The 23,926-nt window shown below is 64.8% G+C and carries 27 protein-coding genes and 1 tRNA gene; 17 read left to right on the forward strand and 11 right to left on the reverse strand.

Annotated elements, in window-relative coordinates; translation table 11 throughout:
* Window positions 1-12: 12 nt before the first annotated feature.
* The gene (gene gpmA / locus HGI46_RS08790) at window positions 13-699 is read right to left on the reverse strand and encodes a 2,3-diphosphoglycerate-dependent phosphoglycerate mutase (RefSeq protein ID WP_168903885.1); all 687 of its coding nucleotides are present in this window, start codon (window positions 697-699) and stop codon (window positions 13-15) included.
* A gap of 46 nt (window positions 700-745) precedes the next feature.
* A complete protein-coding gene (locus HGI46_RS08795) occupies window positions 746-913 on the reverse strand; it encodes a hypothetical protein (protein WP_162895890.1) in 168 nt (55 codons plus the stop codon).
* Between the two features lie 154 nt (window positions 914-1,067).
* On the opposite strand from HGI46_RS08795, the gene HGI46_RS08800 reads away from it, so the two are divergent.
* Window positions 1,068-1,142: transfer RNA gene (locus tag HGI46_RS08800), tRNA-Thr, on the forward strand.
* Between the two features lie 107 nt (window positions 1,143-1,249).
* Window positions 1,250-2,224 (forward strand): PAS domain-containing protein, encoded by a 975-nt coding sequence (locus tag HGI46_RS08805; RefSeq protein ID WP_168903886.1) that lies wholly within the window; start codon window positions 1,250-1,252, stop codon window positions 2,222-2,224.
* Here HGI46_RS08805 and HGI46_RS08810 read toward each other — a convergent pair whose 3' ends face one another.
* Complete coding sequence (locus tag HGI46_RS08810; RefSeq protein WP_118072589.1) at window positions 2,225-2,515, reverse strand: GNAT family N-acetyltransferase; 291 nt, start codon at window positions 2,513-2,515, stop codon at window positions 2,225-2,227.
* A gap of 64 nt (window positions 2,516-2,579) precedes the next feature.
* Here HGI46_RS08810 and HGI46_RS08815 point away from each other — a divergent pair, with 64 nt between their 5' ends.
* Complete coding sequence (locus HGI46_RS08815) at window positions 2,580-3,596, forward strand: beta-eliminating lyase-related protein (protein ID WP_118072590.1); 1,017 nt, start codon at window positions 2,580-2,582, stop codon at window positions 3,594-3,596.
* Window positions 3,593-4,516: an EamA family transporter gene (locus HGI46_RS08820; RefSeq protein WP_168903887.1), complete on the forward strand. Its 924-nt coding sequence runs from the start codon at window positions 3,593-3,595 to the stop codon at window positions 4,514-4,516. Before HGI46_RS08815 ends, HGI46_RS08820 begins: the two co-directional genes overlap by 4 nt.
* Here the strand turns inward: HGI46_RS08820 and HGI46_RS08825 are convergent.
* Window positions 4,426-5,274, reverse strand: coding sequence for an SDR family NAD(P)-dependent oxidoreductase (locus HGI46_RS08825; protein ID WP_168903888.1), 849 nt, complete (start codon window positions 5,272-5,274; stop codon window positions 4,426-4,428). The two genes, HGI46_RS08820 and HGI46_RS08825, sit on opposite strands and share 91 nt — an antisense overlap.
* Before the next feature lie 56 nt (window positions 5,275-5,330).
* Here HGI46_RS08825 and pepN point away from each other — a divergent pair, with 56 nt between their 5' ends.
* From pepN to HGI46_RS08845, 4 genes are all read left to right on the forward strand, one after another.
* Window positions 5,331-7,982, forward strand: a complete 2,652-nt coding sequence (pepN, locus tag HGI46_RS08830) for an aminopeptidase N (RefSeq protein WP_168903889.1) — start codon at window positions 5,331-5,333, stop codon at window positions 7,980-7,982.
* Entirely contained in the window at window positions 7,979-8,740 is a 762-nt protein-coding gene (gene pgeF / locus HGI46_RS08835) for a peptidoglycan editing factor PgeF (protein ID WP_168903890.1), read from the forward strand. The genes pepN and pgeF overlap by 4 nt, the downstream gene beginning before the upstream one ends.
* A 5-nt stretch (window positions 8,741-8,745) precedes the next feature.
* A complete protein-coding gene (locus HGI46_RS08840) occupies window positions 8,746-9,375 on the forward strand; it encodes a glutathione S-transferase (protein WP_168903891.1) in 630 nt (209 codons plus the stop codon).
* A gap of 228 nt (window positions 9,376-9,603) precedes the next feature.
* Entirely contained in the window at window positions 9,604-10,476 is an 873-nt protein-coding gene (locus HGI46_RS08845) for an OmpA family protein (protein WP_240946671.1), read from the forward strand.
* 166 nt (window positions 10,477-10,642) lie between these two features.
* On the opposite strand, the gene HGI46_RS08850 is transcribed toward HGI46_RS08845, so the two are convergent.
* A complete protein-coding gene (locus HGI46_RS08850; RefSeq protein ID WP_168903892.1) occupies window positions 10,643-11,251 on the reverse strand; it encodes an HAD family phosphatase in 609 nt (202 codons plus the stop codon).
* Between the two features lie 147 nt (window positions 11,252-11,398).
* Window positions 11,399-11,524 carry a type B 50S ribosomal protein L36 gene (gene ykgO / locus HGI46_RS08855; protein ID WP_011446910.1) on the reverse strand — a complete coding sequence of 42 codons (126 nt, stop codon included), beginning with the start codon at window positions 11,522-11,524 and terminating at the stop codon, window positions 11,399-11,401.
* 203 nt (window positions 11,525-11,727) lie between these two features.
* On the opposite strand from ykgO, the gene HGI46_RS08860 reads away from it, so the two are divergent.
* The gene (locus tag HGI46_RS08860; protein WP_118072595.1) at window positions 11,728-12,480 is read left to right on the forward strand and encodes a hypothetical protein; all 753 of its coding nucleotides are present in this window, start codon (window positions 11,728-11,730) and stop codon (window positions 12,478-12,480) included.
* Here the strand turns inward: HGI46_RS08860 and galE are convergent.
* Window positions 12,474-13,475: a UDP-glucose 4-epimerase GalE gene (gene galE / locus HGI46_RS08865; protein ID WP_168903893.1), complete on the reverse strand. Its 1,002-nt coding sequence runs from the start codon at window positions 13,473-13,475 to the stop codon at window positions 12,474-12,476. The genes HGI46_RS08860 and galE overlap by 7 nt on opposite strands.
* A gap of 119 nt (window positions 13,476-13,594) precedes the next feature.
* Here galE and HGI46_RS08870 point away from each other — a divergent pair, with 119 nt between their 5' ends.
* The 5 genes from HGI46_RS08870 (at window position 13,595) to HGI46_RS08885 (ending at window position 17,019) form a co-directional block, all read left to right on the forward strand.
* The gene (locus HGI46_RS08870) at window positions 13,595-14,257 is read left to right on the forward strand and encodes a DUF4136 domain-containing protein (protein WP_168903894.1); all 663 of its coding nucleotides are present in this window, start codon (window positions 13,595-13,597) and stop codon (window positions 14,255-14,257) included.
* Between the two features lie 120 nt (window positions 14,258-14,377).
* Window positions 14,378-14,932 (forward strand): DUF4136 domain-containing protein, encoded by a 555-nt coding sequence (locus tag HGI46_RS08875; RefSeq protein ID WP_240946672.1) that lies wholly within the window; start codon window positions 14,378-14,380, stop codon window positions 14,930-14,932.
* Window positions 14,929-16,059, forward strand: coding sequence for a M14-type cytosolic carboxypeptidase (locus tag HGI46_RS08880; RefSeq protein WP_168903896.1), 1,131 nt, complete (start codon window positions 14,929-14,931; stop codon window positions 16,057-16,059). The genes HGI46_RS08875 and HGI46_RS08880 overlap by 4 nt, the downstream gene beginning before the upstream one ends.
* 275 nt (window positions 16,060-16,334) lie before the next feature.
* On the forward strand, window positions 16,335-16,466 hold the full coding sequence (locus HGI46_RS22365; protein WP_255418793.1) for a hypothetical protein: 132 nt from the start codon (window positions 16,335-16,337) through the stop codon (window positions 16,464-16,466).
* 223 nt (window positions 16,467-16,689) lie between these two features.
* Window positions 16,690-17,019, forward strand: a complete 330-nt coding sequence (locus tag HGI46_RS08885; protein ID WP_168903897.1) for a hypothetical protein — start codon at window positions 16,690-16,692, stop codon at window positions 17,017-17,019.
* A gap of 113 nt (window positions 17,020-17,132) precedes the next feature.
* Here the strand turns inward: HGI46_RS08885 and arsC are convergent, their stop codons facing one another.
* On the reverse strand, window positions 17,133-17,474 hold the full coding sequence (arsC, locus tag HGI46_RS08890) for an arsenate reductase (glutaredoxin) (protein WP_168903898.1): 342 nt from the start codon (window positions 17,472-17,474) through the stop codon (window positions 17,133-17,135).
* A gap of 187 nt (window positions 17,475-17,661) precedes the next feature.
* Between arsC and HGI46_RS08895 the strand changes: the two genes are divergently transcribed.
* The gene (locus tag HGI46_RS08895) at window positions 17,662-19,743 is read left to right on the forward strand and encodes a TonB-dependent siderophore receptor (protein WP_346766699.1); all 2,082 of its coding nucleotides are present in this window, start codon (window positions 17,662-17,664) and stop codon (window positions 19,741-19,743) included.
* 54 nt (window positions 19,744-19,797) lie between these two features.
* On the opposite strand, the gene HGI46_RS08900 is transcribed toward HGI46_RS08895, so the two are convergent.
* Entirely contained in the window at window positions 19,798-20,307 is a 510-nt protein-coding gene (locus HGI46_RS08900; protein ID WP_118072600.1) for a (2Fe-2S)-binding protein, read from the reverse strand.
* Window positions 20,308-20,339: 32 nt separating this feature from the next.
* Window positions 20,340-21,104, reverse strand: coding sequence for a class II aldolase/adducin family protein (locus HGI46_RS08905; RefSeq protein WP_168903899.1), 765 nt, complete (start codon window positions 21,102-21,104; stop codon window positions 20,340-20,342).
* Window positions 21,105-21,132: 28 nt separating this feature from the next.
* Between HGI46_RS08905 and HGI46_RS08910 the strand changes: the two genes are divergently transcribed.
* Window positions 21,133-21,786 (forward strand): SOS response-associated peptidase family protein, encoded by a 654-nt coding sequence (locus HGI46_RS08910; RefSeq protein WP_168904176.1) that lies wholly within the window; start codon window positions 21,133-21,135, stop codon window positions 21,784-21,786.
* 3 nt (window positions 21,787-21,789) lie between these two features.
* Here HGI46_RS08910 and HGI46_RS08915 read toward each other — a convergent pair whose 3' ends face one another.
* Window positions 21,790-22,482, reverse strand: coding sequence for an HPP family protein (locus HGI46_RS08915; RefSeq protein WP_168903900.1), 693 nt, complete (start codon window positions 22,480-22,482; stop codon window positions 21,790-21,792).
* Window positions 22,483-22,530: 48 nt separating this feature from the next.
* Between HGI46_RS08915 and HGI46_RS08920 the strand changes: the two genes are divergently transcribed.
* A complete protein-coding gene (locus HGI46_RS08920) occupies window positions 22,531-23,823 on the forward strand; it encodes a chloride channel protein (RefSeq protein WP_168903901.1) in 1,293 nt (430 codons plus the stop codon).
* The last annotated feature ends 103 nt before the right edge of the window (window positions 23,824-23,926 follow it).

Consider the following 23,926-nt stretch of genomic DNA (forward strand, 5'->3'; position numbering starts at 1 on the left):
GCTGTCGTGCGCTCAGCGCTCCGAGAGGTAATAGCGTTCAATCTCGGCGAGGTTGTCGTCGAGTTCATAGACGATCGGCTGGCCGGTCGGAATTTCCAGCCCGGTGATGTCCTCGTCGGAAATGCCCGACAGGTGCTTGACCAGCGCGCGCAAGGAATTGCCATGGGCCGAGACGATCACCGTCTCCCCGGCGCGCAGCGCAGGCGCGATCTTCTCTTCCCAGCACGGCAGCACGCGCGCGATGGTGTCCTTGAGGCTTTCGGTGGCGGGCACCGCGATCCCGGCATAGCGCGGGTCGGACGACAGATCGAATTCGCTGCCCGCTTCCAGCACCGGCGGCGGCACGTCGAAGCTGCGGCGCCAGACCTTGACCTGATCGTCGCCATGCTTGGCCGCGGTCTCGGCCTTGTCGAGCCCGGTCAGGCCGCCATAGTGGCGCTCGTTCAGGCGCCAGTCCTTGTCTTCCTGCACCCACAGGCGCCCGGCTGCCTCAAGCGCCAGATGCAGCGTCTTGATCGCGCGGGTCTGCAGCGAGGTGAAGGCCAGCGTCGGCAGCACACCCTTGTCCTTGAGCAGCTTGCCGGCGGCGAAGGCTTCGGCCGCGCCCTTTTCCGTAACGTCAACGTCCCACCAGCCGGTGAAGCGGTTCTCGAGGTTCCACTGCGACTGGCCGTGGCGAATCAGGATCAGGCGAGGCATCGGGGCATCCTGTAACTGACAAAGAAAATGAACCGCGCCCCTAGCGTCAGGCGGCCGGATTGGAAAGCCCGGTTTCCGGCGAATCGGGCGATTCGACTGCCATCACATCAGCAGCACCCATCGCCCTGGCCTGCGCCTTGCGACGCTTCAGGTTCTCGCGCAGGCGGGCCGCCAGGCGTTCTTCGCGGCTTATCGGGGATTTGGGGTCGCTCATTCCGGTGTGAATGCCGATTGCGCCATGTTCCTGCAAGTCTTGTCGAAGATGAGGCTGGAACGTCGCTTGACAAAGGCCCATGCCCCCGTCATTAGCGCGCCCCTGCCCACCCCGCCCGTCCAGCGGCTCCGGAGTGGTAGCGCGGAAATGGTGTGCTGCTGTAGCTCAGTGGTAGAGCGCATCCTTGGTAAGGCTGAGGTCGGGAGTTCAATCCTCCCCAGCAGCACCATTTCCCCGCATACACGGCATGATCTGCCGTAAAATCTTACTTTCGATATATGGAACTTCAGGTTCTGTTGCGGCTTTATCGCCAGAGACAAGTACGTGGGGCTCCTGATGCTTTCGAAAGCAGAACTCTCTCCTGAAAGCTTGTCGCACGTTCTTGAACAGAGCACGGACTGCGTCAAACTCGTCGATCCTCAGGGCAATCTCTTGTGGATGAATCCGAACGGCCTTTGCGCCATGGAAATCGATGACTTTGAACAACTTAACGGGAAGGAATGGGCCAACCTCTGGCCGCAGCAAGCCCAACCGATGATCCGCTCGGCCCTTGAAGGTGCCCGCTCCGCCGGTGTGGTTCGACTCGAAGCGTTCTGTCCCACCGCCAAGGGCACGCCGCGCTGGTGGGAAGTAAGCCTTTCAGCCGTTCGTACGCCAGACGGCGCACATGCGGGCTACATCTCCATTTCGCGGGACGTGAGCCAGTTGCACGCCGATCGCGAGGCGCTGAAAGTTTTGCTGGCCGAGATGCGCCACCGCCTCAAGAACAGTTTCGCCATGGTCTGCGCCATGTTGCGCACCGTGGCGCGTGGAGACGCGGCAAATACTGCGTTCGCCACAGACATGGTGGCCCGAATATCGGCGCTCGCCACGGCACAGACCCTGTTCGATGGCGAAAGCGAGCAGTCCGACCTCCAGGAGCTGCTGTCCACGTTGCTCCTGCCCTTCCGCAAGGCCCAGGGCATGCAGGTGGACCTCGATTGCGCGCCGAATCAGCAAATCGATCGACGCGAGGCCGATGTGATTTCGCTGGTGGTCGGCGAATTGACCGTGAATTCGACCAAGCACGGCGCCATCGGCCACGGTGGCAGCATAGCACTGCGCGCAGCAGTCGAAGGCGACGCGACTGGCGGTCGCCACACCATCGTCTGGGAGGAGCAATCGGCCCAACCGGTTTCCGCAACATCGCGCGCAGGCGGGCAAGGCCTCTCGCTCATCGAACGCATCTGCACCGCCCGTGGAGGCACATTCGGCATCGACTGGCAAGAGCGCGGCCTCGTCGCCACGCTATCGCTGCCCCGAAACCTCTGATCAGGCGCGCAAGTCGGCCCACTCCGGGTGGCGGCGGAACGCGGCCTCGACATAGCTGCACTGCGGCACGATCCTGAAGCCGAACTGGCGGGCATCGTTGACCAGCGCCTTTACCAGTTCGGCCGCCACGCCGCGCCCGCCAATCTCGGTCGGCACCAGCGTGTGATCGGCCACCACCATATCGCCCTGGCGTTTATAGGTCAGCCGCCCGATCGCATCGCTGCCTTCCACCCTTGCATGATATTCGCCGCGTGCGCCCTGATCGAGGTGGGTGATGGTGACGTCCGACATTGTTGTTCCTTGGCCTTTTGTGACTGCTTGACCCGAAACGCCGCTGCCGACATTGCGGTTTCCGATGAAATTTCTCTCCGACAACACCGCCGCTGTCCACCCGAAGATCTGGGACGCCATGCGCGCTGCCGACGCGCCCGATTCGGGCTATGACGGCGATGCCCTGTCGCGCCATCTGGACGAGGCGTTCTCTTGTCTGTTTGGCACCGAATGCACGGCGCTATGGGTTGCCACCGGCACGGCAGCCAATTGCCTCGCACTTGCCGCCATGGTCCCGCCCCACGGCGGCGTGGTCTGCCACCGCGAAGCCCATATCGAAATGGACGAAGGCGGTGCGCCCGGCTTCTACACCCACGGCGCCAAGCTGATGCTCGCCGATGGCAAAGGCGCGAAGCTGACCCCGCAGGCGATCGAGCGCGTGATCGACCCGATCCGCAACGACGTCCACCAGGTCCAGCCTCACGCCATCTCGATCACCCAGGCGACCGAATATGGCCGCGTCTATACGCCGGAAGAGGTCGCCCGGATCGGCTCGCTTGCGCAAGGGCGCGGCCTTGGCCTGCACATGGACGGCGCGCGTTTTGCCAATGCGGTCGCGCACCTTGGCTGCCATCCCGCCGAAGTGACGGCGCAAGCCGGCGTCGACGTCCTGACCTTCGGCTGCGTCAAGAACGGCGGCATGAACGCGGAAGCGCTGGTGTTCTTCGACATGGAACTCGCTGACGTCGTTCGCTACCGCCGCAAGCGCGCCGGGCATCTTCAGTCGAAGGGCCGGTACCTCGCAGCGCAGGTTCTTGCGATGATCGAGGGCGACCTCTGGCTCGACAATGCCCGCGCCGCCAACGCCGCCGCGCAGGAAATCGCGCAGGCTTGCGGATCGCGCGTGTTCCACGCCGTCGAAGCGAACGAGATCTTCGTCGTGCTCTCCCCGGCAGAGCAGGCAACGCTGCGCGCGCAGGGCTTCGACTTCTACGACTGGACTGCGCCTGAAGGCGCCCCCGGTGCCGCGCGGCTGGTCACCGCGTGGAACACCGACCCGGCTCATGCCTCTGCGCTGGCGCGGGCAATCTCTGCGCTATGACCGAGGCAGAGCAGCCGGGTCAGGCCCGGTTCTGGCAACTCGACGTTGCCGGCCCGTTTTTCCTCGTCGCGCTGATCTGGGGCTCGACCTGGCTGGTGATCAAGGACCAGATCGGCAGCGTGCCGCCAAGCTGGTCGGTAACCTGGCGCTTCATCGCAGCGGCCATCGGCATGGCCGCAGTTGCCATGTTTCGCCGGGAATCCCTGCGCGTCTCTAACACCACGCTCAAGGTTGCCGCGCTGCTCGGCCTGCTGCAGTTCGTGATGAACTTCCAGTTCGTGTACCGCGCCGAGCACCACCTGACGTCGGGCATCGTCGCCGTAGTCTTCGGCCTGCTGGTCGTGCCCAATTCGCTGATGGCTTGGATCTTTCTCAAGCAACCGGTAACCCGCGCCTTTCTTGGTGGATCGGTGGTGGCAGGAGCCGGAATCGTGCTGTTGCTGCTGCACGAATACCGCATGGCGCCCCCCGAAGGGCAGGTCCTTGTCGGCATTGCGCTGACCACAGCCGCGCTGTTCAGCGCGTCGTCGGCGAACGTCCTGCAAGCAAGCCGCATGGCGCGCGGCATTCCGATGATCCCGATGCTCGCCTGGGCCCTGCTGTTTGGCGCCATCCTCGATGCCGCCTTTGCCTGGATCGTGGAAGGACCGCCGCAGTTCGATTTCCGGCCGGGCTACATCTTCGGGGTACTTTATCTCGGGATAATAGGGTCTGTCCTCACCTTCCCGCTCTATTTCCGCCTGCTCCAGCGCCTCGGGGCAGGACGTGGGGCCTACAACGGAGTGCTGGTGCCGGTTGTCGCGATGCTGCTGTCGACCGCGTTCGAGGGCTATCGCTGGTCGGTGCTGGCACTCGCAGGATCGGCGCTGGCCATGCTCGGGCTGGTGCTGGCGTTGAGGGCGCGCAGTCCGTCGCGGTAAGTCGGAAAGCTAAGCTTCCACCCGAGCAGGCGCTTGGCCTTGCCATTGGCCACACGGCGGTTCTCGGCATAGAAGGCCAGAGCCATTGGCGAGAGATTGGCTTCTTCCAGCGACTGCATCGGCGGCGGCGCAACGCCCAGAAGCCGTGCCGCCTCCTCGATTACCGCGTTCTGGCTGCACGGCAGGTCGTCGGCGAGATTGTAGACGCCTGCTGGCCCTGCAAATCCGGCGATCACCCCGCTGGCGATGTCCTCGACGTGGACGCGGCTGAACACCTGCCCCGGAATATCGATGCGATGCGCCCTGCCCTCGGCCACCCGCTCCAACGCGCTGCGCCCCGGCCCATAGATGCCGGGCAGGCGGTAGACCCGCACTTTGGGCGATAGCGCCTGCCAATCAAGATCCGCCTGCGTCCGCGCCGAACGCCGCCCAGTGCCGACGATTGAGCTTTCATCCACCCACGCCCCACCCGCATCGCCATAGACGCCGGTCGAGGAAAGGTAGCCGATGGCCTCGAGTGACGCGGCGGCAATCGCCGCGGCATAGGTCTGCAGCACCGGGTCGCCCCCCTCGCGAAACGGCGGCACCGAGGACAGCACATGCGTTGCCTGCGCCAGCGCGGCCTCGACCGAGGCCCTGTCGACAAAGGCGATATCGCCTGCACTTCCAGTTCCGCGCACCGTCCAGCCCTGCTCCCGCAGCCGCGCCGCGAGGACCTGCGCGGTGTAGCCCATTCCGAAGATCAGCAAGTTTCCCATCAAAAGCCTGATAACCGCGATTGCCCCGCCGCGCACGCGTTCCTAAGTTCAGCGGCATGAACGATCTCTCCGGCCAGCCCGTCATCGCCCCCACCGTGATCCACCGCGCGGATTACCGCCCGCCCGAATGGCTCGTTCCCGAAATCGCTTTGGATTTCGCGCTTTCGCTGAATGCCACGACGGTTCAGGCGACCCTCAAGGTCACGAAAAATCCCGCAGGCGCAGGCACTTCACTGCTGCGGCTCAATGGCGATGCGATCGAGCCCAAGGGGATCACCGTCGATGGCCATGCCCACAACGATTGGCACATGGACGGCCCCGACCTCGTCATCGAACTGCCCGGCGATGCCCATGACGTCGGCATCGAGACGCTGATCGATCCTTCGGCAAACACCCAGCTTTCCGGACTTTACGCCTCGAACGGCCTGCTCTGCACCCAGTGCGAGGCCGAGGGCTTCCGCCGCATCACCTTCTTCCCCGACCGGCCCGACGTGCTCTCGGTCTATTCGGTGCGGATGGGCGGGGACAAGGCGCTGTTCCCGGTGCTCCTGTCAAACGGCAACCCCGTCGCGTCCGGCGAGAATGGCGACGGAACGCACTGGGCGGAGTGGCACGATCCCTGGCCCAAGCCCTCATACCTGTTCGCGCTGGTCGCCGGTGACCTTGTGGCAAACCACGACAGTTTCACGACAAAATCTGGCCGCAAGGTCAACCTCGCGATCTACGTCCGCCCCGGCGACGAGGCGCGGACCGACCATGCCATGCGCTCGCTCATTGCCTCGATGCAGTGGGACGAGGACGTCTATGGGCGCGAGTACGACCTTGATGATTTCAACATCGTGGCGGTCAGTGACTTCAACGCCGGCGCGATGGAGAACAAGGGCCTTAACGTCTTCAATACGCGCTATATTCTTGCCGATCCCGAGACCGCGACCGATGGCGATTATGACGCGATCGAGGGCGTGGTGGCGCACGAGTACTTCCACAACTGGTCGGGCAACCGCGTGACCTGCCGGGACTGGTTCCAGCTTTCCCTCAAGGAAGGCTTTACAGTCCTTAGAGATCAACAGTTTAGCGCCGATCGCGGGTCTGCCCCGGTCAAGCGGATCGAGGATGTGCGGATCCTGCGTGCCGTGCAGTTTCCTGAGGATTCGGGGCCGCTGGCGCATCCGATCCGCCCGGATTCCTATCAGGAAATCAGCAACTTCTACACCGCGACGGTCTATAACAAGGGCGCCGAGGTGATCCGCATGATGACCGTGCTGGCAGGCATGGAGCGGTTCCTCAAGGGCACCACGCTCTACTTCGATCGCCACGATGGCGAGGCGGCAACCTGCGAAGACTTTGTAAAGTCTATAGAAGATGGTGCGGGGCTGGACCTGAAGCAGTTCCGCAACTGGTACGAACAGGCCGGAACCCCGCGTGTGAGCGTTTCCATGACGCTCGAAAATGCAAATCCAACTCTCGAGGGCAGAGAGGCAACTCTCGGAGGCAGAGTGGTAACTCTCACGCTCAAACAGGCAACTGCCCCCACACCGGGACAACCGGAGAAGAAGCCCTTCGTGATCCCGCTGCGCATCGCGCTGTTCGACCGCGAGACCGGCAAGCACCACGGCGAGGAACTGATCGTCCTGACCGAGGCCGAACAGTCCTTCACCTTTGATGGATTCACGTCGCTCCCCGTGCTTTCCATCAATCGCGGCTTTTCCGCGCCGGTCGAGATCGTCGCGCCGGTGACGACGGAGGACCTTGTCTTCCTCGCCCGCCACGATGACGATCCCTTTGCCCGCTACGAGGCGATGCAGCAGCTGATCGTGCGGCATCTGGTAGGCGCGGTGGCGGGGACGCTGGAGAACCGCGAGGAATCGCAGGCCACCATCGGCGCGGCGATGGGCGCAATCCTCGATGATGCCGCGCTTGATGACCTGATGCGCGGTGAACTGCTGATCCTTCCGGGCGAGGCCTACCTTGCCGAGCAGCTGAACCGCGCCGACCCGACGCGCATCTTTGCCGAGCGCGAGGGCCTGAAGCGCTGGCTGGGCGAGACGCTGAAGGACAAGTGGCTCGCCCTGCACGACCGCGTCTCCGCCGTGCCCTACAGCCTTGAAGCCGAGGCGCGGGGGGCGCGCAAGTGCAAGACTCAAGGCTTGGTCTATCTGGGAGCGGCCGATCCGGCAGAAGCCGCGCGCCGCGCCAAGGCGCAGTATGATGGTGCCACCAACATGACCGACCGTCAGGGCGCGCTGATGGTGCTGTGCAGCCTCGATTGCCCAGAGCGCGAAGCGGCGCTGGCCGATTTCCACGCGCGCTTTGCCGGGAACATGCTGGTGATCGACAAGTGGTTCTCGCTGCAGGCAGGCTCGCTCAATCCCAAGGCGACCGAGCATGTGAAGGCGCTGGCGCAGCACCCCGACTTCACCATGACCAACCCCAACCGCGTCCGCGCGCTGTGGATGGCGTTTGCGGCGAACGCGCAGGCGTTCCATCGGGAAGGCGGCGAAGGCTACCGCCTGATCGCCGACCTGATCCTCAAGCTGGACCCCATAAACGGCAATGTCGCGGCGCGCTTCGTGCCCTACCTCGGCCGCTGGAAGAAGGTGGAGGAAGGCCGCGCCGCGCTGATGCGGGCAGAGCTTGAACGGATCGCGGCGGAGCCGACGCTGTCGCGCGATGTGCGCGAGCAGGTGAGCAAGAGTCTGGAGGCGTGAGCACAGAAGCGCTGACCCATCCGCTTATTGCAGGCGCGGCGCATGGTTTCCTTGGCCGCAAGGGCGGGGTGAGCACGGGCGAGCTGGCGGGGCTGAACGTCAGCTACAGCGAGGACGATCCGGCGCTCACCAGTGAAAACCGCCGCCGTGCGGTGGAAGCGGTGCTGCCGGGCGGAACCTTGCAAACCTGCTTCCAGATCCATTCGCCCGATGTGGTGACGGTAACCGAACCGTGGGCCGATGCCGATCGTCCACGTGCCGATGCCCTGGTGACGAATCGCCCCGGCGTTGTCCTTGGCGTGCTGACGGCGGACTGCGCGCCGGTGCTGTTCTGCGATGCGCAAGCCGGCGTAGTCGGCGCGGCGCACGCCGGGTGGAAGGGCGCGTTCACCGGCGTGACCGATGCGACGATTGCCGCGATGGAAGCGCTGGGGGCCAGCCGCGACAGGATCGCCGCCGTGGTCGGACCATGCATCGCGCAGAAAAGCTACGAGGTGGACGCAGGCTTCGAAGCGCGTTTCCTTGAGCAGGCGGCGGAGAACGAACGCTTCTTCCGGGCCGGACGCGACGGCCATGCATGGTTCGACCTTGAGGGCTATGTCGCCTCGCGTCTGCGCGATGCGGGCCTTGCCAAGGTCGGCATGCTGGGCGAGGACACTTATGCGCAAGAGGCGCGGTTCTATTCGTTCCGCCGCGCCACGCACCGCAAGGAACCGGGCTATGGCCGGCAGATCTCGCTGATCGGCTTGCGCGGCTGAAGCCCATGGCATTGCCGGTCCTCTACAGCTTCCGCCGCTGCCCCTATGCGATGCGGGCGCGGCTGGCGATTGCGGTAAGCGGCGTGGCCGTGGAACTGCGCGAGATCAAGCTTTCGGCCAAGCCGCCCGCAATGCTCGAAGCCTCGCCCAAGGGCACGGTGCCGGTGGTGGTCCTGCCCGATGGCGGGGTGATCGAGCAGAGCCTTGAGGTGATGCACTGGGCGCTGGCGCAGGCCGATCCTGAAAGCTGGCTGGAGCGCGACGATGCGGCGCTGATCAACCGGAACGACGGGCCGTTCAAGCACGACCTTGATCGCTACAAGTATCCGGAACGCCACGGCAGCGATGCGACGGCGCACCGAGAAAGCGGGCTGGGCTTTCTGGCGGACCTAGACGCGCGGCTGGCGCTGCATGGCCAGTTGTGCGGAAGCGAACGCGGACTGGCCGATATGGCGGTCATGCCGTTCGTGAGGCAGTTTGCGGCGACCGACCCTGCTTGGTTCGCAAGCCAACCCTTGCCGCACCTCCGGCGCTGGCTGGCGGGGCACCTTGAATCCGAGCTGTTCGCGAGCGTGATGGGTAAGTTCGCGCCGTGGCGCGAGGGGGATTTGCCGGTGGTGTTTCCGGCTGGTTGAAAGTGCGGTCGGTGTTGGTGTTGGCCCACCCCCGACCTCTCCCGCCTGCGGTAGGGGGGAAGGAAAAGACGTCTCATTCCGTCCTTCTGTGATGCACGTCCCACTCGGTTCGTCGCACGCTTGGCGCTGCCAGTGCCCGGAATCGGGTTCCCGGGCGGGATCGTTCATGTGCGGGAAAGTTCCGTCGCAACACCGACACATTTTTGAAGGTCGCAAGGAGCGTTCTCGATGACTACCACTACCCCCCGGCGCGCCGGCATGATGCTGCTGGCAGCTGCTGCCGCATCGGTTTCCGCAATCGCTGTAGCCCAGCCGCAAAACGGCATGCAGGATCCCAACATCATCGTCGAAGGCGAAGTCGTGCCGGATACCTCGGCGATGACCAAGGGGCCCGAGGTCAAGGGCATCATCACCGCGCGCAAGGGTGACAAGATGAAGGTCACCGCCGATGATGGCACCAGCACGATCGTATTCTTCAACGATGCCACGACGGTCAAGGCCAGCACCGGACTGTTCGGTTCGAAGAAGCTGACGACGCAGAACCTGCTCAACGGTCTGCCGGTGACGGTCAAGACCATGCAGGCGGGCGAGGCGCTGCTGGCCAGCCAGATCACCTTCCGCAACGGCGACTTCAAGACCGCCAAGATGATCCGCAACGGCACCGCGCAGGGCTTTGCCGAGCAGACTGCTGCCACCGCAGCGCTCAAGGGCCGCATGGGCGACATCGACAAGTACAACATCAAGGCGACGACCAACGTCTACTTCGACACCGGCAAGCATGCCCTGACGCCGCAGGCCAAGGCCGAGCTGTGCCAGACCGCGTCGATGGCCAATAGCACCGAGAACGCGCTGATGCTGGTTGTCGGCTACACCGATTCGGTCGGTGACGAGGAATACAACCAGACGCTGAGCGAGAAGCGCGCCGCCAGCGTGATCAATTTCCTGCAGCAGCAGTGCCGCTGGGCACCCTACCGCATGCTGACGCCGACCGGCATGGCCGAATCGGACCCGGCGGCGGACAATTCGACAGAGGAAGGCAAGGCGCAGAACCGCCGTGTTGCGGTGAACGTGCTGGTCAGCAAGGCCATCGACGGGCTTTGAGTTGATAGAAGGTGGGGCGCGCGCGATGCGCTCCACCCCATCTGCTTCGTCGCCCCGGGCCTGATAAGGGGTCCCGCTTTCTTTTTGGCGGCGCTGCTTTGCCAAAGATCAGCGGGACCCCGGATCTAGTCCGGGGTGACGTTGTCTCGAAGGGGCGGTGCAGGGGCTAGAGCAGGCCCAGCGCGACCAGCCGCGCTTCGAGCGCGTCAGGATCGCCCACGAAGTGATGCACTTTCCAGCCGAGCGACTGCGCTGTGGCGATGTTCGCCGCGTTGTCGTCGATGAACAGCATCGTTTCGGGGGCGCGGCCAAAGCGGCGGGCGGCGAGGTGGAAGATCGCCGGGTCAGGCTTGACCAGCCGTTCCACCGCCGAAATCACGATGTCGCGCATGTGGTCGAGTATCGGGAAGGTCGGGCGGAACAGGCCCCACGAATCGATGCCGAAATTGGTGATCGCGTATTGCGGCACGCTCTTCGCGGCGAGGCGCTCGATCAGGGTGTGCGTGCCGGGCACCGGCCCCGGCAGGCTGGCGAGCCAGTTGCTGGCGTAGAGCGCGATAAGATCGGCGTGCTGCGGAAACTGCACGGTGCGAGCGGCGACCATTTCCGCGAAAGACACGCCTTCGTCATGCTGGGCGTGCCAATCCTCGGTCACGACTTCCGAGACGAATCGGGCGCGTTCCACGGGATCGGGGATCGCTTGCGCATAGATGCCGGCGAGATCGAACTGCACCAGCACGCGGCCGATGTCCCAGACGACTGCTTCAACGGACATGCCAGCCTCTCGATTCGCGACCTTGCGATCTGCCGCCCATAAACGACTGCGCCCCCGCGTTTCGGCGGGGGCAGCGTGGCTCAACCCAGGAGCCGGTCGGTTTCCGGTGCAGCCCCGCCGTCGCGAGACTGCACCGAAACTCTGGAATTAACCCTGGCGCGCCTTGAAGCGCTTCTGGGTCTTGTTGATCACGTAGACACGGCCACGGCGGCGGATCACGCGGTTGTCCCGGTGGCGGTCCTTGAGCGACTTCAGGCTGTTGCGAATCTTCATGTCGAATCCCTTTGCCCGAAGCTGACCGGGCTGAAAACTGAAGCGTGGCCGTTAGTGGGGGCAAACCCCCAAGTCAACCCTGCGGGAGGCAAATCGCCGCGCCGGGGCGCTTTCTTGCAAAGCGGAAGGCCCTGTGCAAACACCGCCCAATCAGGCGGGCCGGGCAGGCGGATCGGGCCTGCGAGGGATATGGGCAGGCCAGCATGTTGATCCAGCCGCAGGGCGTTATCCAGAAACCGGGCGAGCCCTATTTTCTCAACCCCGCGCTGCTTGCGCTCAACGCATTTGAAATCGACATTCAAGCCGAACTGCTTGACGAACTTGCGCCGCTGGCGCTCGAATCGCGGAAGATGGAAAAATACCGGGGCCGCTTTCGCCTGTCGAATGGGGTGAAGCTCTACAACGAACGCCCGCGCCACTGGAGCAGCGACATCTGCTGGTTGAGCCATGCCGACGAGGCCGCCTACCACTGGTTCGAGGACATTTATCGGCGCATGAACCTGTCGGCGCTGGTCGCCCCGTTCGTGCCGCATGACCGCGAGATCCGTCTCTATGCGGCGTTCCTGGTGACGCGCAGCCGCTGCGAAGCGCTCGACATGCATTATGATTGGCTGACCGAGGAAAGCGAGGCGTTCACGCTGATGGCGCCATTGACCGCCAATGCCAGTGACATGGGCATGACCTATGAAACGGTCGTCGGCGGGCAGCGCAACCTGACCTACCGCATGGGCAAGGGACTTGTGTTCGGGCCGCGCTTCCGGCATTCGACCGCAGTGGGCCAGCTGGACGAGCGCGCGGTGTTCCTGTGTTTCAATTTCGGCACCGACCGCATGGACAACTGGCGCGAGATCAGCCGGACGACGGCGACCCAATGCGAACTTCTCCGCCAGCCTGACGGCAGCTTCATCACCCATGCGCAATGGCGCAAACGCTATGGCGAAGGGCGCGCCTACTGAGCGCGAAGCTCACCCAGCTTGCGCTCCCACGCCAGCGCGTGGGTGACGATGGTGTCGAGGTCGGCATATTGCGGCACCCATGGCAGCCTTGCCCTGATGCGGCGATTGTCGGAAATGAGCGAAGCCGGATCGCCGGGGCGTCTCCCCTGCATCTCGCGCACGATCCGGCGATTGGTCACGCGGTCAACCGCATCGAGCACTTCGAGCACCGAGAAGCCGCGTCCGTAGCCGCAGTTCATCGTCAGTGAATCGGAGGGGCTGGCGATCAGCGCCTCGAGCGCCAGCACATGGGCGGCGGCGAGATCGGATACGTGGATGTAATCGCGCACGCCAGTGCCGTCGGGCGTATCGAAATCGGTCCCGAACACGCCAACCGAGGCGCGCTTGCCCAAGGCCGCCTCGACCGCGACCTTGATCAGGTGGGTGGCGCCCGCGGTGGACTGCCCGGTGCGGCCGTGCGGATCGGCACCCGCCACGTTGAAATAGCGCAGCGCGCAGTAGTTGAGCGGGTGGGCGGCGGCGACATCGGCCAGCATCGCCTCGGTCATCAGCTTGGACATGCCGTAAGGATTGATTGGACGCTGCGGCGTATCCTCGGTGACGGGCGAGACTTCGGGCGTGCCATAAGTGGCGGCGGTGGAGGAGAAGATGAAGTGCGGCACCCCCGCCTCGACCACGGCAGCGATCAGCGCGCGGCTCTTGGCGGTGTTGTTGTGATAGTACTTCAGCGGGTTCGAAACCGATTCGGGCACGACGACGGAGCCAGCGAAATGCATGACGGCGCGGGTGCCCTGTTCGGCAAAGATGCGCGCCACAAGATCGGCGTCCTCGATGTCGCCTTCGTAGAACGGCACGCCATCGGGCACGGCGAAGCGGAAGCCGGTGACGAGATTGTCGATCACCGCCACCGGGTATCCGGCGTCCTGCAGCGCCAGCACCGCGTGGCTGCCGATGTAGCCTGCGCCGCCGGTGACGAGAACGGGGACCTTGGACATTGGCGATTCGCTCCGGACTGGCGCAGGGTTCGTTGCTCCCGCGCGTTCATGGTTGCGACAGCGCGAGCGTTTTACACGTCCGGGCGGGTCGCGCCTCACCCCTTACGGGAAAATTACGAATGAAAGCCAAACCGATCTTGTCCGCAATCGCCATCGTCGCGGCGAGCACCAGCGCGTTGGCCCAGCCCGTGCCGATGGGCGGGCGGTGGGACAGTCCGATGGACCAGCGTATCGGGCGACAGAATGCCGAGCCTTCGCGCAAGGTCGAGGTCGAGGCGTTCCAGGCGGCGGATGCTGCGGCGCTGCTGGGCAAGGGACCGATCACCGTGGCTGCGGCCGAAGGCGCGGAGGCCGAATGGAAGCTGCCGGTCTATGAGGCCGCGGTCGTCGACCAGCTGGCCAAGCTTGGTTATCAGACAGCGGTGAGCGGGGCCGAGGGCGGGCAAGTGGCGCAGATCGGCATCCGCCACGAAAAGGTCATGCCCGAAGAGCCCAAGCGCAAGCCGGTTTCGGGGGCGATGGAAGTGGGCGTCTCCAACCGCGGCAACTACACCGCGATGGCACTGAACATCGACCTGACCAAGGCCAGGAAGGCGATCGTCTCCACCCGGCTCGACGTGCGCATCCGCGACAAGGCGACCAACCGCGTGCTGTGGGAAGGGCACGCCGAAACGCAGACGCGCGAGGACGACGATGGGCTGAACAACGGCGCCGTGGCGACAAGGCTGGCCTCGGCGCTGTTTGCGAAATTTGCCGACGCGCAGGTGGTTCCGGCGAGCTGACTGGAGCAGGTGTGCCAATTGGCATTGCGGGAAAGGCCGCGGCGTAGCACCAACTGCGCCATGATCATGGGACGCAGAACGATGAAACGCCTAAGCGCTGCAGTTGCACTCGGTGCCCTGATGGCAACGCCAGTTCTGGCCAAGCCCGCGCCGATTGACGTGACCCGCTTCCACACCGCGCAGACCCTGCCCCGGCTGAAAGGGGCAGCGGTGATAGTCGAGGCGGCGCCCGGCGGCGATCAGGCCAGTCTTGAGAACCAGGTGTGGCTGGCCGCCGTGCAGAAGGAACTCTTCGCCAGCGGCTTTGGCAGTGCGACGCCAGGGGCAGCGGATGTGGTGGCCGAGGTTCGCGTCAATCGCGAGGTGCTCAAGCGCGAAAAGCAGCGCGGGCCGGTGAGCGTCGGCGTTGGCGGATCGACCGGCAGCTATGGCGGCGGCGTCGGGCTGGGCGTCGGCATCAACCTTGGCGGGGGTCCGAAGGAATACGTGGTGACGCAGCTTTCGGTGCGCATCCGTGACCGCCGGACCGGCGAGGCGCTGTGGGAAGGCCGCGCCGAAAATCGTGAAAAGGCCATGGCCAAGGAAGCCGAGCCGGCGCTTGCAGCACCCCGTCTGGCGCATGCCCTGTTCTCGGGCTTCCCCGGCACGTCAGGGGATACTATCACTGTCAAATGACAGATATCCGCATCAATGCCGCATTCGATTCCGGCAATATCGAAGTTCTTGAGGTTTCGGGCGCGAGCGCGAAGCTTTCGATCCGCAAGGACCGCGATTCGGAGTTCTTCCAGTGGTTCCACTTCCGCGTCGATGGCGCGGCAGGGCGCAAACTGGAGCTGAAGATCACCGGGCTTGGCAATTCCGCCTATCCGGGCGGATGGCCGGGATACCGTGCGGCGTTTTCGGAAGACCGCGAATACTGGGGCCGCACCGAGACCACTTACGATCCGGGCGAGGACGGCGGCACGCTGACCATCCGCCACACGCCGGACGCTGGCACCTGCTGGTTCGCCTATTTCGCACCCTATTCGATGGAGCGGCATCACGACCTGGTGGCGCAGACGGCGGCGCTGCCCGGCGTCACCCATCGCAACCTCGGCACCAGCATCGAGGGGCAGCCGATCGACTGCCTCGAAGTGGGCGACGGTCCGAAACAGGTCTGGCTCTATGCCCGACAGCATCCCGGCGAATCGATGGCCGAGTGGTGGATGGAAGGTGCGCTAGAGCTGCTGACCGACCCGGCCGATCCGCATGGCCGGAAGCTGCGCCAGTTGTGCCGCTTCCACGTGGTGCCCAATGCCAATCCGGATGGCTCGTGCCGCGGGCACCTGCGTACCAATGCCGTGGGCGTGAACCTCAACCGCGAATGGCATGAGCCGACGCCGGAGCGTTCGCCCGAAGTGCTGGCGATCCGCAATGCCATGGACGAGAGCGGCGTGGACTTTGCCATGGACGTCCACGGCGACGAGGCGATCCCGCACGTGTTCCTGGCAGGGTTCGAGGGGATCCCTTCGTGGAGCGACGAGCTTGGCGCGTCCTACGAGCGCTATCGCCGCATCCTCGAACGCCGCACGCCCGATTTCCAGACGCGGCGGGGCTATCCGATTGCCGCGCCGGGCCGGGCCAACCTGACGATGTCGACCAACCAGGTCGCCCACCGCTTCGGCTGCGTGGCGATGACGCTGGAAATGCCCTTCAAGGACAACGACGACCTGCCCTGCAAGGAACAGGGCTGGAGCCCGGAACGCTCGAAGCTGCTGGCCAGAGATTGCCTCGCCTCGCTGCTGGAGTGGCTTCAGGACTGATCTCCCCCCTCCCGCATGCGGGAGGGGCCGGGAGTGGGCGTGCGACTTGTGCGGCAATGGAGGACCGAAGGTCTTTCCGGATTATCTCACGCAAAGCCGCAAAGACGCGAAGATGTGCGCTTCGTTCGAGGTCGCCTGATCCGTATGACGGTTCGGCTGGGTGGAAGCTTGAGGCAGACGCGGCCTCTTTGCGTCTTCGCGGCTTTGCGTGCGAATAATCCTCGCCAGGCGACCCCTTTACGCAAAGTTAAGAGATCAGGGCGCATGGCTCGGACATGGCCCGCACCATCGCCCTCATCCACGCGCCCCTCGCCGACTTTTCGGCGGTTGAACTGGCGCGCAAGGCGATCGTGCTTGGCTGCGCTGCGGCGCTGATCATGGCGGGCAAGCCGTTTCTGTTTTTCTGAAGCGCCGGGCTCTGACACGTTTCACATCGTCATCCTGAACTTGTTTCAGGATCCATGGTGCCGATCAAACACCGTTCCAACCGGTAGATGGTCCGTGAGCCGTAGGCCAGCGAAGCTAAACAAGTTCAGGGTAACGTCCGGTTCTGGTGATGCGTTTGGCAGACGCGACCGATCCGGCTGGAAAGCGGTCGCGCGTAACAGCAGACATAGCTAGGCATGATCAATGACACTCGGAGAGATTCAGGCACGCTTGGCGGAGATACTCGCCGCTGAAGAAGCGCTTCAAGTAGACTGGACGAACGTTGATCATCTTTGCGACGAGCTCGATCGCCAGATTGAAGCGTCTAAGGAAGAGGTGCCCGAGATCGTGGCCCATTTTCTCTCCGACAGTGATATTCGCGCCCGTGACACGAGATATGGCGATGCTCAGCGCACGGCTGTTCGCACATATCTGTCCACAGGCGATTACTTTGATGGCGTCGAGGTGCCTTGGTGGGGATGCCTCGCGCTGGCAGTCGTTGTTGGGGGGGTGATTGTGTACGCGCTGGCTTAGTCGAATGTCCGGAGGTTCGCGTTTCTCGCCATAAGCCAAATGGCGACCGAGGCGTCGCCATCTGACAGACAGCTGTATCGATGGCGACTTAGGCGCCTTGCCCAGACGCTCTCTTACAAGATCTCCAGCACCTTTTCCTTCGGGCGGCACAGGCGCACGCCTTTGTCGGTCTCCACCAGCGGGCGTTCGATCAGTTTGGGTTCGGCGGCCATGGCGGCGAGGACGGTGGCGTCGTCGGCTGCGGGGAGGCCGCGCTCTTCGGCGTCGGTGCCGCGCAGGCGGAGGCCCTGTTGCGGGGTTATCCCTGCGTCGCGGTAGAGCTGGGCGAGCTTATCGGCGGTGGGCGGGGTCTTAAGGTATTCGATCACCGTCACCTCCGCGCCTGCTTCCTGCAGCATCGCCAGCGTGTTGCGCGAGGTGCCGCAATTCGGGTTGTGCCAGATCGTTGCCTTCATCGGTGCCTCCTGCAGGTGCGTTTCAAGCGTCATAGCCCCGCAAACACTGGCCGCAACGCCTGCGTTTTGATGCAGGTCAATGTTATTGCGAAAAATTCGCAAAAATTGGCTTGCAAGTGCGATTGAGTCGCAATACTCGCCCTCTTGCGAATGATTATCGCAAGCGTTGAATGCCAAGGGGACTACCGTGAACCGTTTTTCCAGTCTGCTGCTCGCCGGAACCATGTTGATGCCCTCTGCCGCCTTTGCAGAGGAACTGGTGCCCGCCGATGCCGCGCTGGATGCAGAGAGCGGCAACACGGTGATCGTGGTGACCGGCACTGCCGACGGCTATCGCCCGGTCGATGCCAATGCTGTGAAGACGCCCACCCCGCTGGTCAACGTGCCGCAGACCATCACCGTGCTTACGCGCGAGCAGCTTGACGATCAGGGCATCACCCAGCTTGGCGATGCGCTACGCTATGTCCCAGGCGTGGTGCTTGGCCAGGGCGAAGGCCACCGCGACCAGATCACCATTCGCGGCCAGAACACCACGGCAGACTTCTATTTCGATGGCTTGCGCGACGACACGCAGTACTACCGCTCGCTCTACAACATCGAGCGCGTCGAAGTGCTGAAGGGTGCCAATGCGCTGCTGTTCGGCCGTGGCGGCGGCGGCGGCGTGATCAACCGCGTCAGCAAGACGCCTGACCTTGACCGCACCAAGGGCCAGGCCAGCGCCAATGTCGACAGCTTCGGCGCCTTCGCCCTTGCCGCCGACTGGAACCAGCCCTTCACAGAAACGGTCGGCGGGCGCCTGAATGCCACTTACGAGGAATTCGACAACCACCGCCAGGAGTTCGAGGGGCGCTTCATCGGCGTGAACCCGACCATGGCCTTCCAGCCCGGCGAAGCCACGCGGATCGAGCTGTCCTACAACTACGACGATGATCGCCGCATCACCGATCGCGGCGTGCCCTCGCTGAACGGCAAGCCGCTGACCGGCTATGACGATACCTTCTTCGGCCGCGCCGATACCAACATCGCCACGGTGAAGGCGCACATCGCGCAGGCCCGGCTCGACCACGAACTGGCCGAGAACCTGAGCTTCAACGTGCTTGGCCAGTACAGCCACACCGACAAGCTCTATGGCAACATCTTCGCCAGCGGCGCCGTGAACACCACGAACAACACCGTCGCGCTTGCCGGATACGAGAGCGGCACCGTACGCGGCAGCTGGATCGGGCAGGCGAACCTCGTCTGGACCGGACAGACCGGCGGGATCGGCCACACTCTGCTGGCAGGGGTCGAATTTGCCGATCAGGACACACTCGCCACGCGCCGCAACACCCCCAGCGGCAGCGTGACACTGGCCCGGAGGCTGACCGTGCCCGCGCTGGCCTATGGCGCGCTCGTGTCGAACAGCAACACCGATGTGCGCACGATCTCGGCCTATATCCAGGACCAGATCGAGCTGGCCTCGTTCCTGCAGGTCGTCGCAGGCGTTCGCTATGACGAGTTCCGCATCACCGGCCGCAATGCGATCAACGGCGTGGGCGCATCGCGCACCGACCGCAAGTGGTCGCCGCGCTTTGGCGTGATCCTCAAGCCGCAGGAGAACGTCAGCTTCTACGGCAGCTTCACCCGCACGTTCCTGCCGCAATCGGGCGACCAGTTCGGCGCACTCGATCCGGTGCAGGCGACGCTTGCGCCCGAAAGCTTCGAGAACATCGAGGCGGGGGTGAAGTGGGACGTGAACCCGAACCTTGCGTTCACGGCAGCGGTCTATCAGCTCGATCGCGACAATTCGCGCTTCAACAACCCGGTTACCGGCTTGCCCGAGCTTTCGGGCAAGACCCGCGCCAAGGGCGTCGAATTGTCGCTGGCGGGCCGTGTGCTGCCCGACTTGCAGGTGAGCCTGGGTTACACGCTGCAGGATGGCGAAGTGCGTTCGCAGACCACGGCTGCGCCTGCTGGACGCAAGCTGGCGCAGCTGCCGCGCCATCAGGCATCGGCATGGGCGCGCTATGACGTGACCGACAAGCTCGGCCTTGGCCTCGGGCTGACGCACCAGTCGAAGAGCTTCACCACGATCAGCAATGCGGTGACGCTGCCGGCGTTCACCCGCGTCGACGCAGCGGTGTTCTACGATCTGTCGGAGAACCTTTCGATCCAGCTCAATGTCGAGAACCTGACCGACACCGACTACTTCCCCGCCGCACACACCGACAACAACATCTCCACCGGCGAGCCGCTCAACGCCCGCCTGACGGTGCGTGCAAAGTTCTGAAACACCCCCGGCGCTCTCCCCTTCCCCCCTCACGAGGGGAGGGCGCCACCCCCTTCAGCCTGCGCCGGGCGCGACGATCGCCGGTGGCGGGGCGGCACTGATCGTCTCCTCGCCGCGCATGACGCGGGCCGCGCGCTGGATCGCACGGGTAAGGCGCGGATAGACGCCGCAGCGGCAGATGTTGGTGATGGCGCGGGCGATGTCCTCGTCACTCGGGCTGGCGTTACTGGTCAGCAGCGCGGCTGCGGCCATGACGATGCCGGGCGTACAGAACCCGCACTGGATCGCCTGTTCGGCCACCAAGGCCTGCTGCACCGGGTGCGAGCGGTCACCCGACAAGCCTTCGATGGTGGTAACGCTACGCCCCTCGGCCTCGCCAAGCGACAGGGTGCAGCTGGGCATAGCCTGCCCATCGACGATGACCATGCAGGCGCCGCATTCGCCGGTGCCGCAGCCATATTTGGTGCCGGTGAGATTGGCCGCATCGCGCAGCGCCCAGAGCAAGGGGGTATCGTCCTCGAGACGGTACTGCACGGGCTGATTGTTGACGGTGAGGCGGGCCATGGCCGTGGCTTAGCCCGCCGCGCCCGTTTCAATCAATCCCGCCAGCTGCGGTCGATCCGGTCGATGCGGCGGGTCCATGCGGCAAAGTCCGCCTCGCCGACGCGGCCACCGGCGCTGACCTGCGAAAGATCGCGCTGGTGCACCTTGATGACATCCTCGCCGACATGGATTGGCGGGCGGCCCATCGACAGCGTCGCCATCTGGATCTCGCAGGCGCGCTGCAGGCTCCACTGCGTGATGAACATCTGCTGGAGCGTCTGCGCCAGCACTACCGGGCCGTGGTTGCGCAGCATCAGCACGCGCTTGTCGCCAAGGTTGGCCAGCAGGCGCTCGCCCTCTTCGGCGCGGACGGTGACGCCCTCGAAATCGTGGTAGGCAAGCTGGCCGATGAAGTTGCAGGCGTAGAAGTTGATCGGCATCAGCCCTTCTTCAAGGCTGCACACCGCCATCGTCTCGGTCGTGTGGACGTGGCTGATCGCGTGGGCCCAGGGCAGGTGGCGGTGGAAGTAGGCGTGCTGGGTGAAGCCTGCCTGGTTCACCGGATAGGGGCTGTCGTCGAGCTTGTTGCCGTCGATGTCGATCTTGACGAGGTTTGAGGCGGTAACCTCGCTGTAGAGCAGGCCGAACGGGTTGATCAGGAAGGCGCCTTCCTGATCCGGCACTTTCAACGAGATGTGGTTGTAGATCGATTCGGACCAGCCAAGGTGATCATAGATGCGGTAGCAAGCGGCGAGTTCCTGCCGGGCATGCCATTCGGCATCGCTGCATTCGATATTCGGCCGCAAATGGGTGGCCATGGCGCTCTCCCGCACATATCTGGTTGTTATGTGCAACTTGTATCGCATGACCAGCAACGTGCAAGCCATCGCGCAGATGTTCGCGCCACTGGCGAATGCGCAGGTCAATCTGCCGGCGTTTTCGGAGATCTACCCCGACGCCGAGGCGCCCGTGCTGATCGCGCGCGGGCCGACGCGCAGGCTGGGCACGATGCGCTGGGGCTGGCCACCGTTCGGCGAAGTGAAGCGCCCGGTGACCAACATCCGCAACCTCGCCTCGCCGATGTGGCGGGCGGCGCTGGAGGACCCGAATCGGCGCTGCCTCGTGCCGGTGACGGCCTTCTCGGAATGGTCGGCCACGCCGGACCCGGTGACTGGCCGCAAGCGCAAGCACTGGTTCGCGCTGAAGGAGCAGGAACTGTTCGCCTTCGCCGGACTGTGGCGACCGACGGCGGAAGGGCCGCGCTTTGCTTTCCTTACGTGCGAGGCCAACGCCGTGGTCGGGCGGGTCCACCCCAAGGCGATGCCGGTGATCCTCGGCACGGCGGAAGCCGCGCATCAGTGGCTGACCGTGCAAGGCGATGCGGCGGCGGCGATGCAGCGCCCCTATGCCGACGCGGCGATGATGGAGATCGATGTGGCGGAAACTGCACCCGCCGCCTCCCCTGCGCCACGCAAGCCGGAGCAGCCCAGCCTGTTCTGACACCTACTTGTGATCATCCTCCCAGCGCCGCAGCACGCGGCGTTCGACCGCGCGGAACAGCGCGTCGAGATCATCGGGTTCGACGTCGAGCGTCTCGTCCCAGTCGGCAAGGACGGCGTCGAGATCTTCGCGGTCATAAGTCACGGTGCGCAAGGGCGCCGGGGATGGTGGCACGACCGGGATGTGCGGCCAGGGGTGCCCGGTCATGGCATTGTAGAGCCACCCGACGCCAGCGATGCCGATCACGTTGAGCGCAAGCGGAGCCAGTGGCCCGGGCAAATGGGCGGCAGGCGCAATCCCGGCCATGGCGCCGAGTATCGCCGCCGCGCCGCCGGGGGGATGGGTACAGCGGGCGATGGCCATCACGGCAATCGCACCGCCAACTGCAAGGCTGACGGCCACGGGCGCGCCGATCCCGCCAAGCGCGCAAAGCTTGCCCACGGCCATGCCGACCAGGACCGAGATGAGATTGCCGCCGACGACCGGCCACGGTTGTGCCAGCGGACTGGCTGGCACCGCAAAGACGAGCACGGCCGAAGCCCCGACAGGAGCCATGATCCACGGCAAGCCCTCGCCTGCCGGAACCAGATGGCCGAGCAGCGCGGCAAGCGCGATGCCAAGCACTGCGCCGATCGCTCCCCGCTGCCAGCCCGTGCGGAACCAGCCGAGCCTTGAGGCCCCCGTTGCCGAACTCATTCCCGTCCTCTCCTTGTCGGCCAGTCCATGGCGGTCTAATCGCGTCGGATGCAAATGTTTGATTTCCGCAAGGCATTCAAGGACGCCAGCCTGCCTTCGGTACGGGCGAGGGTAGCGGCGCTTGGCGGCGCGATCCTGCTCAGCGTCGTGGCGGTCCTGTTCGCGCGGGCGGGCGAGTGGGCGCAGACGCTGTTCGCCGTGCTTTACCGCGTTGCGCCGCTGAGTCCACTGGTGCTGACGCCGCTGGTCTTTGCAGGCGTGGTCTGGGCAACGCGGCGCTGGTTTCCGGCGGCGCGCGGCTCGGGCATTCCGCAAGTCATGGCCGCCGGACACAATCCGACGGCTGCGGCGCGCGGACCGCTGGTTTCGATGAAGAGCGCGGTGGGCAAGCTGTTTGGCACCACAGCGCTGCTGCTGGTCGGCGGATCGGCGGGACGCGAAGGACCGACCGTGCAGGTGAGCGCGGCGCTGATGGTGGCGGTTCATCGCTGGCTGCGCGTGCCGGTTACGGCAGGCGTGATCATTGCCGGCGGCGCGGCGGGCGTCGCTGCGGCGTTCAACACGCCGCTGGCGGGCGTGGCTTTCGCGATCGAGGAACTGGCTTCGGCCTTCGAGCAGCGGCTGGCGGTGCTGGTCATGGCCGTGGTGATGATCGCCGGTGTGGTCAGCCTCGGCCTGGCGGGGGACTATGTCTACTTCGGCGCGATGGCACAGCGCCTGCCCTTGTCCGACCTGTTCGTGCTGGCGCCGCTGGCAGGACTGGTCGGTGGCGTGCTTGGCGGGCTGTTCTCGCGGGCTCTGATCGGGATGGCGTTTTCGCAGAGCCCGATGCTGCTGCAGGTTCGCGCCCACCCGATCCTGCTTGCCGCAGGGTGCGGACTGGTCGTGGCACTTACCGGGCTTGCCACCAGCGGGTCGAGCTGGGGCACGGGCTATGACACGACCAAGTTGCTGCTGGCAGGGGGCGATGCTTCGCTGCTGTTCGGGCCGGGCAAGTTCGTCTCGACGCTGGCAACGGCGTTGAGCGGCGCGCCGGGTGGCATCTTCGCCCCATCACTGTCCGTCGGCGCGGGCGTCGGGCAGTTGCTCGCTGCGGGCTATGCCGAGGTTGGCCCCGGGGATGCGCCGGGGGCGATCGTGGTGCTGGGGATGATCGGCTATTTCACCGGCGTCGTTCGCGCGCCGCTGACCGCCTCGATCATCATCATGGAGATGACGGCGGACCGGACGATGGTCCTGCCACTGTTCGCAACGGCACTGATCGCCGACTGGGCCAGTGCCAAGGTGTGCAAGCCCAAGCTCTACCACACGCTGGCCAAGCAGTTCGCGCCTGCCGAGTGAGCGAGCTCAAGGGGTTGGAAGCTCTCCACCCGCTGCGACTAGTTACGTCTTCGGCTCGATAAGCCTCGGTCCCTTCCCCCCTTCGACAAGCTCAGGATGAGCG

The organism is Novosphingobium sp. ERW19, from assembly GCF_012641315.1.
Taxonomy (GTDB): domain Bacteria; phylum Pseudomonadota; class Alphaproteobacteria; order Sphingomonadales; family Sphingomonadaceae; genus Novosphingobium.

Coding starts and splice junctions, on each gene's coding strand:
- gpmA (WP_168903885.1), bottom strand. CDS start 699: ATGCCTCGCCTGATCCTGATTCGCCACGGCCAGTCGCAGTGGAACCTC.
- HGI46_RS08795 (WP_162895890.1), bottom strand. CDS start 913: ATGAGCGACCCCAAATCCCCGATAAGCCGCGAAGAACGCCTGGCGGCC.
- HGI46_RS08805 (WP_168903886.1), top strand. CDS start 1,250: ATGCTTTCGAAAGCAGAACTCTCTCCTGAAAGCTTGTCGCACGTTCTT.
- HGI46_RS08810 (WP_118072589.1), bottom strand. CDS start 2,515: ATGTCGGACGTCACCATCACCCACCTCGATCAGGGCGCACGCGGCGAA.
- HGI46_RS08815 (WP_118072590.1), top strand. CDS start 2,580: ATGAAATTTCTCTCCGACAACACCGCCGCTGTCCACCCGAAGATCTGG.
- HGI46_RS08820 (WP_168903887.1), top strand. CDS start 3,593: ATGACCGAGGCAGAGCAGCCGGGTCAGGCCCGGTTCTGGCAACTCGAC.
- HGI46_RS08825 (WP_168903888.1), bottom strand. CDS start 5,274: ATGGGAAACTTGCTGATCTTCGGAATGGGCTACACCGCGCAGGTCCTC.
- pepN (WP_168903889.1), top strand. CDS start 5,331: ATGAACGATCTCTCCGGCCAGCCCGTCATCGCCCCCACCGTGATCCAC.
- HGI46_RS08840 (WP_168903891.1), top strand. CDS start 8,746: ATGGCATTGCCGGTCCTCTACAGCTTCCGCCGCTGCCCCTATGCGATG.
- HGI46_RS08845 (WP_240946671.1), top strand. CDS start 9,604: ATGACTACCACTACCCCCCGGCGCGCCGGCATGATGCTGCTGGCAGCT.
- HGI46_RS08850 (WP_168903892.1), bottom strand. CDS start 11,251: ATGTCCGTTGAAGCAGTCGTCTGGGACATCGGCCGCGTGCTGGTGCAG.
- ykgO (WP_011446910.1), bottom strand. CDS start 11,524: ATGAAGATTCGCAACAGCCTGAAGTCGCTCAAGGACCGCCACCGGGAC.
- HGI46_RS08860 (WP_118072595.1), top strand. CDS start 11,728: ATGTTGATCCAGCCGCAGGGCGTTATCCAGAAACCGGGCGAGCCCTAT.
- galE (WP_168903893.1), bottom strand. CDS start 13,475: ATGTCCAAGGTCCCCGTTCTCGTCACCGGCGGCGCAGGCTACATCGGC.
- HGI46_RS08870 (WP_168903894.1), top strand. CDS start 13,595: ATGAAAGCCAAACCGATCTTGTCCGCAATCGCCATCGTCGCGGCGAGC.
- HGI46_RS08875 (WP_240946672.1), top strand. CDS start 14,378: ATGGCAACGCCAGTTCTGGCCAAGCCCGCGCCGATTGACGTGACCCGC.
- HGI46_RS08880 (WP_168903896.1), top strand. CDS start 14,929: ATGACAGATATCCGCATCAATGCCGCATTCGATTCCGGCAATATCGAA.
- HGI46_RS22365 (WP_255418793.1), top strand. CDS start 16,335: ATGGCCCGCACCATCGCCCTCATCCACGCGCCCCTCGCCGACTTTTCG.
- HGI46_RS08885 (WP_168903897.1), top strand. CDS start 16,690: ATGACACTCGGAGAGATTCAGGCACGCTTGGCGGAGATACTCGCCGCT.
- arsC (WP_168903898.1), bottom strand. CDS start 17,474: ATGAAGGCAACGATCTGGCACAACCCGAATTGCGGCACCTCGCGCAAC.
- HGI46_RS08900 (WP_118072600.1), bottom strand. CDS start 20,307: ATGGCCCGCCTCACCGTCAACAATCAGCCCGTGCAGTACCGTCTCGAG.
- HGI46_RS08905 (WP_168903899.1), bottom strand. CDS start 21,104: ATGGCCACCCATTTGCGGCCGAATATCGAATGCAGCGATGCCGAATGG.
- HGI46_RS08910 (WP_168904176.1), top strand. CDS start 21,133: ATGTGCAACTTGTATCGCATGACCAGCAACGTGCAAGCCATCGCGCAG.
- HGI46_RS08915 (WP_168903900.1), bottom strand. CDS start 22,482: ATGAGTTCGGCAACGGGGGCCTCAAGGCTCGGCTGGTTCCGCACGGGC.
- HGI46_RS08920 (WP_168903901.1), top strand. CDS start 22,531: ATGCAAATGTTTGATTTCCGCAAGGCATTCAAGGACGCCAGCCTGCCT.